The sequence below is a fragment of the uncultured Sphingomonas sp. genome (genome assembly GCF_937871615.1).
Taxonomy (GTDB): domain Bacteria; phylum Pseudomonadota; class Alphaproteobacteria; order Sphingomonadales; family Sphingomonadaceae; genus Sphingomonas.
On the sequence record NZ_CALMPA010000021.1, the window covers coordinates 110,844 to 125,811 of the forward strand.

The 14,968-nt window shown below is 65.1% G+C and carries 13 protein-coding genes; 7 read left to right on the forward strand and 6 right to left on the reverse strand.

The genetic code is table 11. The features are described from left to right. The first annotated feature begins 237 nt into the window (after positions 1-237). The gene (locus Q0316_RS04980; RefSeq protein ID WP_298670406.1) at positions 238-2,790 is read left to right on the forward strand and encodes a TonB-dependent receptor; all 2,553 of its coding nucleotides are present in this window, start codon (positions 238-240) and stop codon (positions 2,788-2,790) included. A gap of 11 nt (positions 2,791-2,801) precedes the next feature. After that, positions 2,802-4,235: an MFS transporter gene (locus Q0316_RS04985; protein WP_298670408.1), complete on the forward strand. Its 1,434-nt coding sequence runs from the start codon at positions 2,802-2,804 to the stop codon at positions 4,233-4,235. Positions 4,236-4,242: 7 nt separating this feature from the next. Here Q0316_RS04985 and Q0316_RS04990 read toward each other — a convergent pair whose 3' ends face one another. Further along, positions 4,243-4,875: a TetR/AcrR family transcriptional regulator gene (locus Q0316_RS04990; RefSeq protein ID WP_298670410.1), complete on the reverse strand. Its 633-nt coding sequence runs from the start codon at positions 4,873-4,875 to the stop codon at positions 4,243-4,245. A 103-nt stretch (positions 4,876-4,978) separates the two neighbouring features. Here Q0316_RS04990 and Q0316_RS04995 point away from each other — a divergent pair, with 103 nt between their 5' ends. After that, on the forward strand, positions 4,979-5,929 hold the full coding sequence (locus tag Q0316_RS04995) for a Coq4 family protein (protein WP_298670412.1): 951 nt from the start codon (positions 4,979-4,981) through the stop codon (positions 5,927-5,929). Positions 5,930-5,941: 12 nt separating this feature from the next. Here Q0316_RS04995 and Q0316_RS05000 read toward each other — a convergent pair whose 3' ends face one another. Further along, positions 5,942-7,285: an oxygenase MpaB family protein gene (locus tag Q0316_RS05000; protein ID WP_298670414.1), complete on the reverse strand. Its 1,344-nt coding sequence runs from the start codon at positions 7,283-7,285 to the stop codon at positions 5,942-5,944. Between the two features lie 74 nt (positions 7,286-7,359). On the opposite strand from Q0316_RS05000, the gene Q0316_RS05005 reads away from it, so the two are divergent. Continuing rightward, positions 7,360-8,070 (forward strand): CerR family C-terminal domain-containing protein, encoded by a 711-nt coding sequence (locus Q0316_RS05005; protein ID WP_298670416.1) that lies wholly within the window; start codon positions 7,360-7,362, stop codon positions 8,068-8,070. Between the two features lie 43 nt (positions 8,071-8,113). Here Q0316_RS05005 and Q0316_RS05010 read toward each other — a convergent pair whose 3' ends face one another. The 4 genes from Q0316_RS05010 to coxB all read right to left on the reverse strand — a co-directional run bounded on the left by Q0316_RS05010 (position 8,114) and on the right by coxB (position 13,066). Continuing rightward, entirely contained in the window at positions 8,114-9,094 is a 981-nt protein-coding gene (locus tag Q0316_RS05010) for a phosphoribosylaminoimidazolesuccinocarboxamide synthase (RefSeq protein WP_298670418.1), read from the reverse strand. Between the two features lie 94 nt (positions 9,095-9,188). Beyond that, positions 9,189-10,151 (reverse strand): alpha/beta fold hydrolase, encoded by a 963-nt coding sequence (locus Q0316_RS05015; RefSeq protein ID WP_298670421.1) that lies wholly within the window; start codon positions 10,149-10,151, stop codon positions 9,189-9,191. Between the two features lie 130 nt (positions 10,152-10,281). Then, entirely contained in the window at positions 10,282-11,961 is a 1,680-nt protein-coding gene (gene ctaD, locus Q0316_RS05020; protein ID WP_298670423.1) for a cytochrome c oxidase subunit I, read from the reverse strand. Between the two features lie 4 nt (positions 11,962-11,965). After that, positions 11,966-13,066, reverse strand: a complete 1,101-nt coding sequence (gene coxB / locus Q0316_RS05025) for a cytochrome c oxidase subunit II (RefSeq protein WP_298670425.1) — start codon at positions 13,064-13,066, stop codon at positions 11,966-11,968. 187 nt (positions 13,067-13,253) lie between these two features. Between coxB and pyrE the strand changes: the two genes are divergently transcribed. The 3 genes from pyrE to acpS are packed head-to-tail and all read left to right on the forward strand — an operon-like array spanning position 13,254 to position 14,964. Further along, complete coding sequence (pyrE, locus tag Q0316_RS05030) at positions 13,254-13,838, forward strand: orotate phosphoribosyltransferase (protein WP_298670428.1); 585 nt, start codon at positions 13,254-13,256, stop codon at positions 13,836-13,838. After that, positions 13,835-14,563, forward strand: a complete 729-nt coding sequence (locus tag Q0316_RS05035) for a pyridoxine 5'-phosphate synthase (RefSeq protein ID WP_298670430.1) — start codon at positions 13,835-13,837, stop codon at positions 14,561-14,563. The genes pyrE and Q0316_RS05035 overlap by 4 nt, the downstream gene beginning before the upstream one ends. Next, positions 14,560-14,964: a holo-ACP synthase gene (gene acpS / locus Q0316_RS05040; protein ID WP_298670432.1), complete on the forward strand. Its 405-nt coding sequence runs from the start codon at positions 14,560-14,562 to the stop codon at positions 14,962-14,964. Before Q0316_RS05035 ends, acpS begins: the two co-directional genes overlap by 4 nt. The last annotated feature ends 4 nt before the right edge of the window (positions 14,965-14,968 follow it).

Consider the following 14,968-nt stretch of genomic DNA (forward strand, 5'->3'; position numbering starts at 1 on the left):
AAAGGTCGCGATAACAATGGCGATTGCCCGCGATCTCGCGCGCCGCAGCCACGAACCCCGCGTGCCTCGAAACCGGGTGGTAGATATATCATTATAGACTTATGTATAAAACACCTGTAATCCTTGCCCATGGAACGCCGCGTTGGCGTTTCTGCGACAAATTATGGGATCCGTATCAGCGGGGCCATCGCGCCAAAAAAATCGACCAGCGAATTGCTGGCGGGGGAGGAGCGTGATTTGCGACACATTTCTTGGATGCTTGCGAGCGCCGTGTTCGTGGCGGTGCCGGTTGCGGCGCAGACGCAGGATGCCGCGCCAGCGGCAAATCAGGCGGACCCCGGCACGGGGCTGGCCGATGTCATCGTCACTGCGGAGAAGCGCAGCGTAAACCTGCAGGATACGCCGCTCGCGATTTCGGCATATACGTCCGACGCGCGCCAACTCGCGGGCATCAACACGCTCGGCGATTTCGCGAATTTCACGCCGGGGCTGAGCTATTCGGCGAGCAACGATCGCGTCTTCATCCGCGGCATCGGGCGCCAGACGAACACCAATGGCAGCGATCCCGGCGTTTCCACCTATACCGACGGCATCTATGATGCGGCGACCAACACGATTTCCGCATCTGATTTCTTCATCCAGCGGGTGGAGGTGCTGCGCGGGCCGCAGGGCACGCTTTACGGGCGCAATTCGATCGGCGGCGCGATCAACGCGATCTCCAAACGCCCGACCGAGGATCTGAACGCCGATCTTCGCGGCACGCTTGGCAATTACGACGTTTACAATCTCGAAGCGTCGATTTCCGGGCAGTTGGTGAAGGGGCTGCGCGCGCGCGCCGCCGCCGGGCTCTACAATCAGGATCAGGGCTATTACAAAAATCTCGCTGGCGGGATCAGCGAAGGCGGGCGCGGCAAGCGCCGCTATTACGAATTGCAACTCGAGGCCGATCTCGGCCCCGATGCGGGGGCATGGGTAAAGGTCTTTTCCGGCAACACCGATCTGCACCCGCGCTCCAACAATCGCGTCGGGCCATATGATTTCGCCCCCTATCCCACCGGCGCGATCACGCCGGGATCGGCGTTCGGCTACCTCATTCCGGGCGCGGTAACCGCCTATCCCGTGCCGCAGCCGCCGGGCGCGACCGATATCCGCAATTTCAGCACCACCACCACCCAGCGTGAGCGGATGCGCGACAATTTCGGCGTCGCGGGCGACATCAAATGGACATTGCCCGCCTTCGACGTTCACCTGCTGGGCGGCTATCAGCATTATCTCATCGAGAATTCCTACGCGCTCGATGATACCGGGGTGGTTTCCTATTCCTTCCCGCTGTCGCCGGGCGCGGTGTGCGGGTTCGTGCCGGGATGCACGCCGCTCACCGTCTATCCCGCGTCGCAACTCAATCTGCGCAACAAGAAATCGTTCGGCAGCGGCGAACTCAACCTCACGTCGAACACCAAGGGGCCGTTCCAATGGGTCGCCGGCGTCTATTATTATCAGGAGACGCTGGCGCAGGAATCGCACTTCAACGCGCCCAATCAACCGCAATTGCGCGCGCCCATCGCGCTGACCGGCCTGCCCGCGCCGGCGAACCCGGTCGGAGACTTCGTATATGCGGCATCGACGCTGACCACCAAGTCGATCGCGGCGTTTGGCCAGGTGGATTATCAGGTCTCCGATACGCTACGCATCACCGGCGGCCTGCGTTACACGCACGATACGAAAAGCGGGGCGGAGGCGTTCAGGATCGTCTGCCTCGGCTGTGATCCCAGCGTTTCGCCCAATCTTCTGGGCTCGTTGACGCCCGCGCTGGATTTGACGCCGGTTCAGATTTCATACGCGCCCGCGCCGGGCATATCCTCGCCCGTCGCGATCGACCCGGCGACGGGCATCGCGCGGCGCGGCCTGTCCAATAGCTGGGACGCCGTCACCGGCACCGCGGCGATCGAATGGCAGCCCACGCGGGACGAACTGGCGTTCGTGCGCTATAGCCGTGGCTACAAATCCGGCGGGTTCAATGCCGGCGGCGTCTCCGCGCTGCCGCAGACCGGGGCGGAGCATGTCGACGCGTTCGAGGCGGGCTACAAGCGGACGCTTGGCGCGCAACTGCGCATCAATCTGGCCGGCTTCTATTACGATTATCAGGGGCTTCAGGTGCCGCTCACCGTCACCCAGCCGGGCGGCGCGCAGCTTACCCAGTTCTTCAACCTCGCCAGTTCGCAAAGCTATGGCGCGGAGGCGGAAATGGTGTGGCAGCCGGTGCGCGCGCTGCAACTGTCGATCAATTATGGTTATGGCCATACGCGGATCAGCCGGGGATGCTGCTTCGTCGACGGGCAGGATCCGCTCGCGCTCCAGCCGGGCGCGCAGCCATCCGGGCCGATCGTCGCGGGCCAGCAGCCGCAAAGCGTCGCTGGCGCGCAATTGTCCGATACGCCGCGTCACAAGGTGGCGCTCAACGCGATGTACAGCTTGGATTTCGATCCCGGCACCTTCACGCTATCGGGCAATTACGTCTGGCGCGGGCCGGCCTATAGCAACATCTTCAACCGTTATTACAATCGGATGCCGTCTTACGATCAGGTCGACCTTCGCGCGATCTGGACGGGGCGAAACGACAGCTATCGGATCATCGGCTTCGTGAAGAACCTGTTCGATACCGTGGGTTATGACAGCGCGACCGGCAGCCTGCTCGCATCGTCGAACGCGGTTCCCAAGGCCGTCGCGCAGACCTATTCGTTCACGCCACCGCGAACCTATGGCGTGCAACTGGAATTCCGGTTCCGATAGGGCGGGGCGTGTTGCGTACCACCTTGCGCGCGCCCGACGCGCTGCCGCTCAGGACACGGCTGCTCTACGGCTCCGGCATGATCGCGTTCGGGGTCAAGGATCACGGCTTCAGCGCGTTGCTGATGCTGTTCTACAATCAGGTGATCGGGCTGCCGGCGGCATGGGTTGGCTCGGCGATCATGATCGCGATGATCGCCGATGCGCTGCTCGATCCGCTGCTTGGGCAGATGTCGGACAATTTCCGCTCGCGCTGGGGGCGGCGGCACCCGTTCATGTATGCCGCCGCCGTGCCGATCGCGATCGCCTATCTGCTGCTGTGGATGCCGCCCTCGGCCTCGCACGGCGTGCAGTTCATCTGGCTGGTAGCGAGCGCGATCGCGGTGCGTTTCTCGATCAGCGTGTATGAGATACCGTCCACCGCGCTGCTGGCGGAATTCACCAGCGATTATGATGAGCGCACCAAGCTGGTCGCCATGCGCTATTTCTTCGGCGTGTGCGGCGCGATCCTCATGGCGGTCATCACCTTCGGCTATTTCCTGCGCCCTACCGCCGCGCAGCCGGTCGGCCATCTGAACGCCGCCGGCTATATCACTTATGCCTGGGCCTCGGCGGGAATCATGATGGTATCGGTGCTGGCATCGGCGCTCGGCACGCAGAAAGAGATATTGAAGCGCCCGCCCCCGCCGCCGCCGGAGCGGGCGTCGATCGGGCAAATGCTGCGCGAGATGATCGGCATCATGGCGCATCCGGCCTATGTGTCGATCCTGCTCGCCAGCCTGTTCTTCGCGGTGACATCGGGGCTCTACACCGCGCTCGCGGTCTATTTCTCCACCTATTTCTGGGAGTTGAGCGCAAGCCAGATCGCAACCGTCGCCTCCGCCAGCACCGTCGGCATCTTCCTCGCCTTCGTCGTCGTCCTGCCGATCTCCGCGCGATACGGAAAGAAACAATCGGCGATGCTGATGTTCGCGCTGTCGCTGGTGGTGAGCGGGACGCCGCTGGTGCTGCGGCTGCTCGGCCTGTTTCCGGCCAATGGCGATCCGCTGCTGTTATGGCTGCTGATGGGGCAATTCGCGCTTTTCATCATGTCGACGATCGCGGGCGCGATCCTCGCTGTGTCGATGGTGGCCGACGTGACCGATCAGATTCAGCTCGAAACCGGGCGACGCTCCGAAGGGCTGCTGTTCTCCGCCGCAACGATGGTCAACAAGGCGATATCGGGAATGGGCATCCTGCTGTCGGGGCTGGTGCTCGCCTTCGTGAAATTCCCCGAGCACGCCCAGCCCGGCCATGTCGGCGGCGATGTGCTCCAGTCGCTCGCGGTGATCTATATCGTGCTGACCGCGCTGGCGACCGCGATGGCGATCGTCTGCCTGGCCTTCTATCCGATCAGCCGCTCGCACCATGACGAGAATATCCGGCGATTGGGGGAAAACGCCGCCTGAGTGCCGATCACCCGCGCGAAAGCGGCAACCCGTTCGCCAGCAGCGCCTCCGCCGCGTCGAGCAATCGCTCATTCTCGGCGACGAGATCATGCACCCGGCCGCTTTCGATCCAGCTATCGAACGCCATCCGCCCGCCGGCGACCAGCATCGCCGCGGCCATTTGCGCGCGGTGATCGGTGGCGGGATCTATCCCCAGTTCGTCCGCGATATAATCGGTCATCAAGTCGATCTGGAGCCGCTGGTGCGCGAACCACACCGGCAGCAACTCGGGCTCACCCGCCAGCGCGCGCGCCAGATTGATCTGCCCATCGCCGTCACGCTCATAAGCATGGGCGATCCGGGTGACCTGGTTTCGCCAGAAGATCAGCACCGGCACGCCCTGTTCGCGCTGGGTCGCCACCACATTCTCGAACCGCGTCCGCGCACGTTCCGCGATTGCCGCGATCAGATCGCGCTTGGACGCGAAATGGGTGAACAGCGTTGTGATGTGGATATCCGCCGCATCCGCGATCGCCGCCATCGTCGCATCGGCATAGCCGAGCGTCACGAACAGATGCCGCGCGGCATCCTCGATACGTTGCCGCGTGCGCGCTTTCGCCGCTGTCCGGCGCGGGAAGCTGACTTTGCTCGTTTCGCCCATGCGCCGCTTATAGCCGATGGCGCCGCCAGTACTAGCTATGAAACTTGATTATTCTATAAACATAGTGTAACCATCGAGCGAGAGATTTTGAAGGCGAATGGCGATGACTGACCTGTCCATACGGCACGAATTCGAACGCTGGGTGGAGGAGCGCCGCCCCCCGCTTCGCGAGCAGCCCGCGCTCGGCATCGCCGCGCTGATGACGATCGCCGCCTTTGTCGATCCGATCGCGCAGGTGCCGATTTTCGACGCCATCGCCGCCGCGATGGCCGGCAGCAGCGATGACGAGGAGCGCGCGGCGAGCATCGCCACCGCGCTGCCATGGGTGACGCAAGGCAAGGCGCGGGTGGCGCTCCCCCCGGCCTTGTGGGACGCGTTCTGGACGATCGTGGCCAAGCCGCCATCGCGTGACGAAGGCGAGCTTGATCTGACCACCGCCGTCGTCGCGCTGGGGCATCATTATGACACGCGGCTCATCGACGCGTGCGAGGCGGCATTGCTCGAATTCGCCAGCGTCCACGATCTCATCGCCCAGAGCGAGGTGCGGCTGAAGACCACCGATCTGGAAGGCCATGCGCGTGACAGCCTGGCCAGCGATCTGCTGTCGATGCTCACCGAAAACGGCTATGATCTTGAGGTGATAGACGCCGATACGGTGGTGCTGCCCGGCGATTATCCCGCGCAGAACCGCACCAACCGCCGCATTCTCCAGTTGCACGATGTCTGGCATCTCGTCGCCGGATATGGCTTCACCGGGGCGGGCGAGGTTGCGATTTCCGGCTTCCAGCTCGCGCAATTCGGCCAGAATTATTCCGCACGCTTCCTCGCCACAGTCGCCACCAAGGCGGTGGTGCACACGCCGACGCTGGCGGAACTGCTGCTCAACGTGGCCTTCGACGGCTGGCGCCACGGGCGCGCCACGCAGGAGTTGATCGCGGTGCCGTGGCACAAGCGCATCGCCGATCCGATCAGCCGGATCCGCCGCGATCTCGGGATTCAGCCGATCGACAGCGATGCGGTGCGGACGATGGAAGCGTTGATGCAGATGGCGTGACGGCGGGGCGCCTTACTCCGCCGGCACCGGCGTGTTCGCGGGCCGGTAATGCGCCGAATTGGTCGTGAATTCGGCGTGGCCGTAGCTGGCGAGTTGCGCCTTCAGCTTCCCGACCAACCGGCGGTCCGCGATCTCGCGCACGCCGGGGATATGCGCCGCCAGCGCATAAAGCCGCATCCGCGCATAAATGAACACGCCCGCGATCGCCGCCAGCGCCACGTCGCCGGCGGTGAGGTCCACGCCGATCGACGCCGCTTTCGCCTTGTCGCCGCCCATGAAGCTTTTGACGAAGAACAATTTTGCGAAGGCGCGTTCGAACACTTCATGGGTCCGCGCGCGCAGCGAGTCATCCGGTCGCAGGTCCGCCGCCATCGTCGCGCGCAGCAATACGCCGCACGTGTTGTCGTCGTAGCCGCTGCGCAGCGTGCCGCTGCGCGCGTTCATCAGATCGACGATCCCCTGCGGCGTATCCGCCAGCAATTCTTCAGGCAGCCCGAGCAGGAAACAGCGATAACGCGCCAGTTCGACCATCGCGCGCTCCTTGCGCGTGAACTGATCGCGCCCCTGCTCGATCATCTTGTACGATAGCAGGAATACCGAGATCAGCCCGGCGGGCATCTGATCCACCTGAGGGATGGGCACGCCGTAAACGCCGAGATCCCAATCCCCCGGTCGCCGCAGCACGTTCGCGCGCACCATCGAATGCATCAGCCGCACCATTGCCGCCGATTTGAAGCCGGGGCCATAGCGTTCGAGCGCGCCCGGCAGCAGCGAGGTGGTGAAGAAGGTCGCGGTATCCTTGACGCGCCTTGCCGCCGTCTCGCTCGACAGCGTATTGGTGATCGCCATCGGCAGTGCGGCATATTTGTTCATGAAGGTGGCGATGAAGGCGCCGCGGATGATGAACGGGCCGAAATTGGCGGCGGAATTGCGATCGTTCCGCGCACCTTCCTCAACCAGCTCCATATCGAGCCAATCGGGTATCCGCTCCATATCGGCGATGAAGTCGATCAATTCGCGCGGCGCATCCTCCACACTGTGCACGCCATGATCGCAGGCGCGCGTCAGCATGTCGATCAACTTGCGGAAGCCGTATTCGCGCATCAACCCGGCATAGGCATCCGCCACCGCGTCGCCCATCATCGTATAGGCGCGGATGAACTCCACCCGTTCGGCATCGGCCAGCAGCGCCTCGCGTGCCGGCGCGTATTTGCCCGAGAGCGCGGTCACGTCACCCGCCGTCGCAGCGAAACGCTCGGGTAGGGCATGGAAGTCGATCTTGCCATAGATGGCCGGCGCACGATCGCGCTGCGCCTCCACCTTGCGCCAAAGCTCGTCGAGCGCCGCACGCGTCATCGGGATCATCCTCTCTCGACCTGTTGTCCGCGATCATATATATCGCTTGATATATTTTCAAGCTGGACGAACGAATGCCCCGCGCCTCACCCCCCGTCGCCCCGCTCCGCGGCGCCGTCAGCGGCTATCGCAAGGGCGAGGAGACGCGCACGCGCATCCTCGATGTGGCGCTCGGCGCGTTCGGCGGCAGCGGCTTCGCGACGGTGACGACGCGGCAGATCGCGCGCGAAGCCGGGGTGAACCTGCCCGCGCTCACTTATTATTTCGGGAACAAGCGCGGACTTTATCTTGCCTGCGCCCACGAAATCGTCGCCCGTTATCGCGAGGGGATGGGCGCGGTGGCGGAAACGTCTTTCGTGGCGCTGCACGGGCCGCTGGCGCCCGGCGACGCCCGCGCGCTACTCAAGCGCGTGTTCGCCGCGCTGGCGGATTTCCTGCTTTCCGCGCGGAGCACCCGCAATCATTCGCTTTTCGTCCAGCGCGAAATCGCCAGCCCCGGCCCGGCCTTTGAAATCCTCTACGCCGAATTGTGGCGACCGGGCATCGAACTCGCCACCGATCTGATCGTGCGCACCACCGGCGGGCGGCTCTGCGAAACCGAGGCCCAGGTGCGCGCGGTGCTGATGATATCGAGCCTGACGGGGTTTCTCTCCGGCCTGCCGGTTATCGCGCGCACGGCGGGCAAGGGCGATTACGCGGCGCTCGTCCTCGCCGCGTTGGACGAGCAGATCGATTCGCTCGCGATGCCGGGCGACAACGGGCTGAAGCAGGGCGCGACCGGATAGCGATCACGCGCAGGCGCCGCCGATCCGTCGATCGGCCCCAGGCTCACCCCGCCTGAAACATCGGCGCCAATCGCGCGCGGATTCGTTCGAGCACGGTCGCGCCGTCGAGATCGGGCACGAACGTGCGCCCGGTGATCGTCTCGAATGCCTCCACATAGGTCGCCGTAGTGCCGAGGATCAGGTCTTGCGGGATCGCGGGAATCGCATCCTTATATGGATCGCAGCGCGCGGCCACCCAGGAACGGATGAAATCCTTGTCGAAACTGTCGGGGCGCTCGCCCGCCTCGAAGCGCGCCTCATAGCTGGCCTGCCGCCAGTAACGGCTGCTGTCCGGCGTATGGATTTCATCCGCGAGCACGATCCTGCCGTCGCGATCGACGCCGAATTCATATTTGGTATCGGCAAGGATCAGGCCGCGCTCCTCGGCGAGCTTCTGGCCGCGCGCGAACAGCGCGAGCGCGGTTGCGCTCAGTTCGTCCCATTGCGCCGCGGTGAGCAGGCCGCGTTCGAGAATCTCCGCCGGGGTGAGCGGCTCGTCATGCCCGCCGTCGAATTCCTTGCTCGTCGGCGTGAGGACCGGCGCGGCCAGCCGCTGATGGTCACGCATACCGTCCGGCAGCGTCATGCCATACATCGTGCGCTGCCCGGCCTTGTAGCGTTTCAGGATCGAGGTGTCCGTCGTCCCCGCCAGATAGGCGCGGACCACGATCTCGACCGGCAGGATATCCAGCCGCCGGCACACCAGAACATTGGGATCGGGATAATCCAGCACATGATTGGCGCAGATATCCGCCGTTTCCTCAAACCAGAAGCGCGCCGTCTGTGTCAGGAGTTGCCCCTTGAACGGCACGACGCACAGAATCCGATCGAACGCGCTCAGCCGGTCGGAGGCGATGATGATGCGCCGGCCATCGGGCAGATCGTAATTGTCGCGGACCTTGCCGCGATAATGGCTGGGCAGTTCCGGAATGGTCGCATCGTCCAGCGTCCGTGAGGCGAAGGCGGAATAGTCACGAACGGGCATGTGCACTTCCTCAGATCGGGCGATTGAGCGCCTCGTAGCGCGCGCGCCGCCGCCTGTCAGGGGCGAATTCCGGCTTTGCCCGCCCAGCGCGCCACTAAAGACGCGCCAGCCAGTCGAGCAGCAGGTGATTGACCTCCTCGGGTCGCTCCTGCTGGGTCCAGTGCCCGCAGCCCGCCAGCACATGCCCTTCGAGCCGGGGGACGAGCGGGCGCATCAGCGCGACCGGATCGGCCACCGCGCCGAACAGCGTCGTCGCTGGATCCTTGCCGCCGCCGATGAACAGCGCGGGCTGCTCGATCCGCCGGTCCCGGTAACGCTGCAGCCACGCGAAATCGCGCTCGTGATTGCGATAGCGGTTGATCGGCCCGCGAAACCCCGACGCCTCGAACGCGGCGACATAATAATCGAGATCATCGGGCGTCAGCCAGGCCGGGAAGCGATCGGGATCGACCATCCCCTCAAGCAGGGTCGCCCCGGCGGCCTTCTCCGGCCAGGTGCCGGGCGGCGCATCACCGGAGATGGCGTAATAGAATTTGCGCAGGAAATCGCGCACGTCGCGCTCCGCCTCGGCCTCCGGCGGCCCCTCCGCCTGAAACCATTCCTGATAGAAGAAGCGCCCTTTCGCGGTGAAGGCGGCGCGGAACACATCGGTGAACGGGCGGGTCGGCACGCCGGCATAGGGCACCGACAGCGCCGTGACCGCGCGGAAGCGATCGGGATGCGCGAGCGCGCTGTTCCACACCATCGGCGCGCCCCAGTCATGCCCGACGAGGATCGCCGGCGCGTCCGGCTGCAGCGCGCGCGCCACCGCGACGATATCCGCCACCATATGCTCCATCGCATAGGCCTCGACCGCATCCGGCCTGTCCGAGCCGCCATAGCCGCGCACGTCAATCGCCGCCGCCGTGAACCCCGCGCGCGCCACCGGCCCGATCTGATGCCGCCACGAATACCAGCTTTCCGGGAAGCCATGGACCATCAGCACCAATGGCCCCTGCCCCTCCACGGCCACGCGCAACCGCAACTCGCCCGTGTCGATCATGCGAAAATCGGTCATGGCGCGCTCCCTTCAGTCGGCAAGGCGCCGATCTTGCCACAACGCAGCGCGCTGCCAAGCCCCACGCCTCCAACAGCAAAACGCCCCGCGGTTTCCCGCGAGGCGCTTTCCTTGCCCATCGGGCGCGCGATCAATGATGCTGATCGTCGTCGATGATCGGCAGCGTCTCGAACTGGTGATACGGCGGCGGGGAAGACAGCGTCCACTCCAGCGTCGTCGCGCCTTCGCCCCACGGATTGTCGCCCGCCTTCCGGCCCGCGATCAGCGAGATGATGACGTTGACGAAGAAGATCGCCATGCCCGCGGCCATAATCATATAGCCGACCGTGGCGATCGTGTTCCAGTGCGCGAAGCCATCCGGGTAATCGGGATAGCGGCGCGGCATACCCTGAAGCCCGAGGAAGTGCATCGGGAAGAACATGATGTTCACGCCCGCGAAGAACACCCAGAAATGCAGGTGGCCGAGGAACTCGTTGAGCATCTTCCCCGACATCTTCGGGAACCAGTAATAGAAGCCGGCGAACAGCGAGAACACCGCGCCAAGGCTCAGCACGTAGTGGAAGTGCGCCACCACGTAATAAGTGTCCTGCATGTAATCGTCGACGCCGCCGTTGGCGAGCACCACGCCGGTCACGCCGCCGACGGTGAACATGAAGATGAAGCCGATCGCCCACACCATCGGGGTGCGGAAAGTGAGGCTGCCGCCCCACATCGTGGCGATCCACGAGAAGATCTTGATGCCGGTCGGCACCGCGATCACCATCGTGGCGGCGGTGAAATACATCTTGGTGTTCACGGAAAGGCCGGTGGTGAACATGTGGTGCGCCCACACGACGAACCCGACCACGCCGATCGCGACCATGGCATAGGCCATGCCGAGATAGCCGAACACCGGCTTGCGGCTGAAGGTGGAGATGATCTGGCTGACGATGCCGAAGCCCGGCAGGATCATGATATACACTTCGGGGTGTCCGAAGAACCAGAACAGATGCTGGTACAGGATCGGATCGCCGCCACCGGCCGGATCGAAGAAGGTGGTGCCGAAGTTACGATCGGTCAGCAGCATCGTGATCGCGGCGGCGAGCACCGGGAGCGCGAGCAGCAGCAGGAACGCGGTGACCAGCACCGACCATACGAACAGCGGCATCTTGTGCAGGGTCATGCCCGGCGCGCGCATGTTGAAGATGGTGGTGATGAAGTTGATCGCGCCCAGGATCGACGACGCGCCCGCGAGATGGAGCGAGAGGATCGCCATGTCGGTCGACGGCCCCGGTTCCCCATAAGTGGAAAGCGGCGCGTAGAGCGTCCAGCCATTGCCCGCGCCGCCGAAGAACGGGGAGGCGAGCAGCAGCGTGAACGCCGGGATCAGCAGCCAGAACGAGATGTTGTTCATGCGCGGGAACGCCATGTCCGGCGCGCCGATCATCAGCGGCACGAACCAGTTGCCGAACGCGCCGACCATGGCCGGCATCACCATGAAGAACACCATGATAAGGCCGTGCGCGGTGACCATCACGTTCCACAGGTGGAGCGATTCGTCGAGGCTCGCCTCGCCGCCATGCAGCAAGCTCGCCCAGCCCTGAAGATACTGGATGCCCGGATGCATCAGTTCCGCGCGCATCAGGCCGGAGATCGCGCCGCCGATGATGCCGGCGCAGATCGCGAAGATCAGATAGAGAGTGCCGATGTCCTTGTGGTTCGTCGACATGAACCAGCGGGCGAAAAAGCCCGGCTTGTGATCGGCATCATGATGGTGATCGTGCGCGTGATGCGCCTCGAACGCCGAAGGTTGAATCGCGGTATCGGTCATGTTTTCAGCGTCCCGTCGCGCCGGCGGCGGTCGCGTTCGCGGTCGCTGCCTCGGCGGTGGTGGTGGGGGCAGCGGCGTTCGCGGCTGGCGCGACGGCGGCATCGGCCGGCGCGGCGGCGGGTGCCGCTGCCTCGGCCGGCTTCGCGGCGCCCGGCATCGAGCCGCCCTTGGCCTTCACCCATGCGGCGAACTCGGCGGGCGACACCGCCTCGACCGCGATCGGCATGAAGGCGTGGCGCGCGCCGCACAATTCCGAACATTGCCCGAAATAGAGCCCCGGCTTGTCGATCGTGAAGCTCGTCTCGTTCAAACGACCCGGCACCGCATCGAGCTTGATCCAGAAAGCGGGCACCGCCCAGCTATGGATCACGTCGTTCGCGGTGGTGATGAGGCGGATCGGCACGCCGACCGGCAGCACGATGCGATTATCGGTGGCGAGCAGGCGCGGGCCGTCCGCATCGGTGCGATAACGCTCGCCCGCGCCGACCTGATCCTTTTCCTTCAGCATGTTGGCGGTGATCTCGATCCCGCCATTGTCCGGATATTGATAGGTCCAATACCATTGGTTGCCGATCGCCTTCAGCGTGATCGCATTGGCGGGCGCCGGCTTGTACTGCGCGGAAAGCAGCCCGATCGACGGCACGGCGACCGCCACCAGGATCAGCACCGGCAGCAGCGTCCAGATGATTTCGATCGTGGTGTTGTGGCTGGTCTTCGACGGCACCGGGTTCTTCGCGCGGCGATAGCGGATGCCGACCCAGATCAGCAGCGCGAGCACCAGCAGGCAGATCGCGGAGATCAGCGGCATCAGGATGTAATTGTGAAAATCATGCGCGCGCTGGCCAACCTTCGTCACCTGCGGCTGAAGGTGCATCAGCCCGTCGGTCGGCTGGCCGATCAACGGCTTGACCGTCATCGCCGGCGCGCCATCCATCGCCAGTTCCGGCGAGGCCGGCGTCGTCGCGACGGCTGGTGTTGCGGTGGTCGGCGCCGCCGCGGTGGCGGCTGGTGCCTCGTTTTGCGCGGGTGCCTGCGCGACGGCGGGCGCTAGCCCCGCCAGCGCGAGGCTGGCCGCGAGAGCCAATCCTTTGAACGCGATTCTCATCGTCTTGTTGTCACCCCTGCCTGTCCCGGCCCCCCGCCTGCGCGGCGCAGATTCCGTCCATTCGGCCTGCGCTATACGCAAGCCCCCCCCATGCCTCAAGCGCCTAAGGGCATTTTTGGGCAACGGCGTTGCGCGCGCCCTTCGCCGACCGTATCTGCAAGGCGCAGCGAAACGCGAAAGGATATCCATGAACGACGACGAAGTGCTGGCCGAGTTTCGCGCGGCGCACGCGCTGCTCGAAGGGCATTTCATCCTTTCATCGGGGCTGCGCAGTTCACGTTATCTGCAATGCGCGCGCGTGCTGATGGATCCGCGGCGCGGCGCGCGGCTGGCGGAGGCGCTCGCCGCGCGCATCCCCGCGGAGTTCCGCGCGCGGATCAGCGCGGTCGTCTCGCCGGCGATGGGCGGGGTGATCGCGGGCCATGAAATGGCGCGCGCGCTCGGCGTGGAGGCGATGTTCGTCGAGCGCCCGGAAGGCACGTTCGAGTTGCGGCGCGGCTTCCGCCTGTCACCGGGGCAAGAGGTGCTGATGATGGAGGATGTCGTCACCACCGGGCTTTCCAGCCGCGAGGCGATAAAGGCGATCGAGGCGGCGGGCGGCAGGGTGATCGCGGGCGCGGCGCTGGTCGATCGTTCGAACGGCGTGGCCGATCTCGGCGTCCCCTTCTTTCCGCTGATCCGGCTCGACGTGCCGACCTATGCGGCGGACGCCTTGCCGCCCGAACTGGCCGCGATTCCCGCGATCAAGCCGGGCAGCAGGGCGGCGGCGTGAGCGACGCGCTGCGCCTGGGCGTAAACATCGACCATGTCGCGACCGTGCGCAACGCGCGCGGCGGCGCGACGCCCGATCCGGTGCGCGCCGCGCTGATGGCGGCGGCGGCGGGCGCGAACGGCATCACCGCGCATCTGCGCGAGGATCGCCGCCACATCACCGACGCGGATATCGCGCGGCTCTCCGCCGAACTGTCCATCCCGCTCAACCTCGAAATGGCGGCGACCGACGAGATGCTGGCGATCGCGCTCCGCCATCGCCCCCACGCCGCCTGCATCGTCCCCGAAAAGCGCGAAGAGCGGACGACCGAGGGCGGACTCGACGCAGCGAGGCACCATAATCACCTCGCGCCGATGGTCAGCGCGCTCGGCGCCGCGAACATCCGCGTCTCCCTGTTCATCGAGCCGGACCCGCGCCAGATCGAGGCGGCGCTGCGGCTCGGCGCGCCGGTGGTGGAGCTGCACACCGGGCGCTACGCCGAGCTGACCGGCGAGGCGCGCGCGATCGAACTGCGCCGGCTCGCCGACGCGGCGGCGCTCGCGGCGAAGAACGGCATCGAGGTCCATGCCGGGCACGGCCTCACCTATGATAATGTCGTGCCCGTGGCCGCGATCCCGCAGGTCCGCGAACTCAACATCGGCCATTTCCTGATCGGCGAGGCGATCTTCGTCGGTCTGGAAGCGTCGGTGCAGCGAATGCGCGAGTTGATGGACGCGGCGCGATGATCGTCGGCCTCGGCTCCGATCTGTGCAATATCGAGCGCATCCAGGCATCGCTCGATCGCTTCGGCGAGCGATTCGAGCAACGCGTGTTCACCGAGATCGAGCGCGCCAAGGCCGCGAAGCGCCCGTTCACCCGCGCGGGCACCTACGCCAAGCGATTCGCCGCGAAGGAGGCTTTCTCCAAGGCGGTGGGAACCGGATTCAGGCGCGGCGTGTTCATGCGCGACATCGGGGTCGTCAATGCAGCCTCGGGCGCGCCGACGCTGGCCCTTGAAGGCGGGGCGAAGGCAAGGCTTGACGCAATGATTCCCGAAGGCCACGTCGCGCGCATCCATCTGACGCTTACCGACGATCACCCCTGGGCACAGGCGTTCGTGATTATCGAAGCAATCGTGCAAGAGTAAGAAT

Bases quoted from the DNA above. Each gene is read 5' to 3' on its own strand.
- Q0316_RS05000 (WP_298670414.1), bottom strand. From the start codon at position 7,285: ATGACGCGTGCGGCGCTCGACGAGCTTTGGCGCAAGGTGGAGGCGCAG.
- acpS (WP_298670432.1), top strand. From the start codon at position 14,560: ATGATCGTCGGCCTCGGCTCCGATCTGTGCAATATCGAGCGCATCCAG.
- coxB (WP_298670425.1), bottom strand. From the start codon at position 13,066: ATGAGAATCGCGTTCAAAGGATTGGCTCTCGCGGCCAGCCTCGCGCTG.
- ctaD (WP_298670423.1), bottom strand. From the start codon at position 11,961: ATGACCGATACCGCGATTCAACCTTCGGCGTTCGAGGCGCATCACGCG.
- Q0316_RS05005 (WP_298670416.1), top strand. From the start codon at position 7,360: ATGCCCCGCGCCTCACCCCCCGTCGCCCCGCTCCGCGGCGCCGTCAGC.
- Q0316_RS05010 (WP_298670418.1), bottom strand. From the start codon at position 9,094: ATGCCCGTTCGTGACTATTCCGCCTTCGCCTCACGGACGCTGGACGAT.
- Q0316_RS05015 (WP_298670421.1), bottom strand. From the start codon at position 10,151: ATGACCGATTTTCGCATGATCGACACGGGCGAGTTGCGGTTGCGCGTG.
- Q0316_RS04995 (WP_298670412.1), top strand. From the start codon at position 4,979: ATGACTGACCTGTCCATACGGCACGAATTCGAACGCTGGGTGGAGGAG.
- pyrE (WP_298670428.1), top strand. From the start codon at position 13,254: ATGAACGACGACGAAGTGCTGGCCGAGTTTCGCGCGGCGCACGCGCTG.
- Q0316_RS04990 (WP_298670410.1), bottom strand. From the start codon at position 4,875: ATGGGCGAAACGAGCAAAGTCAGCTTCCCGCGCCGGACAGCGGCGAAA.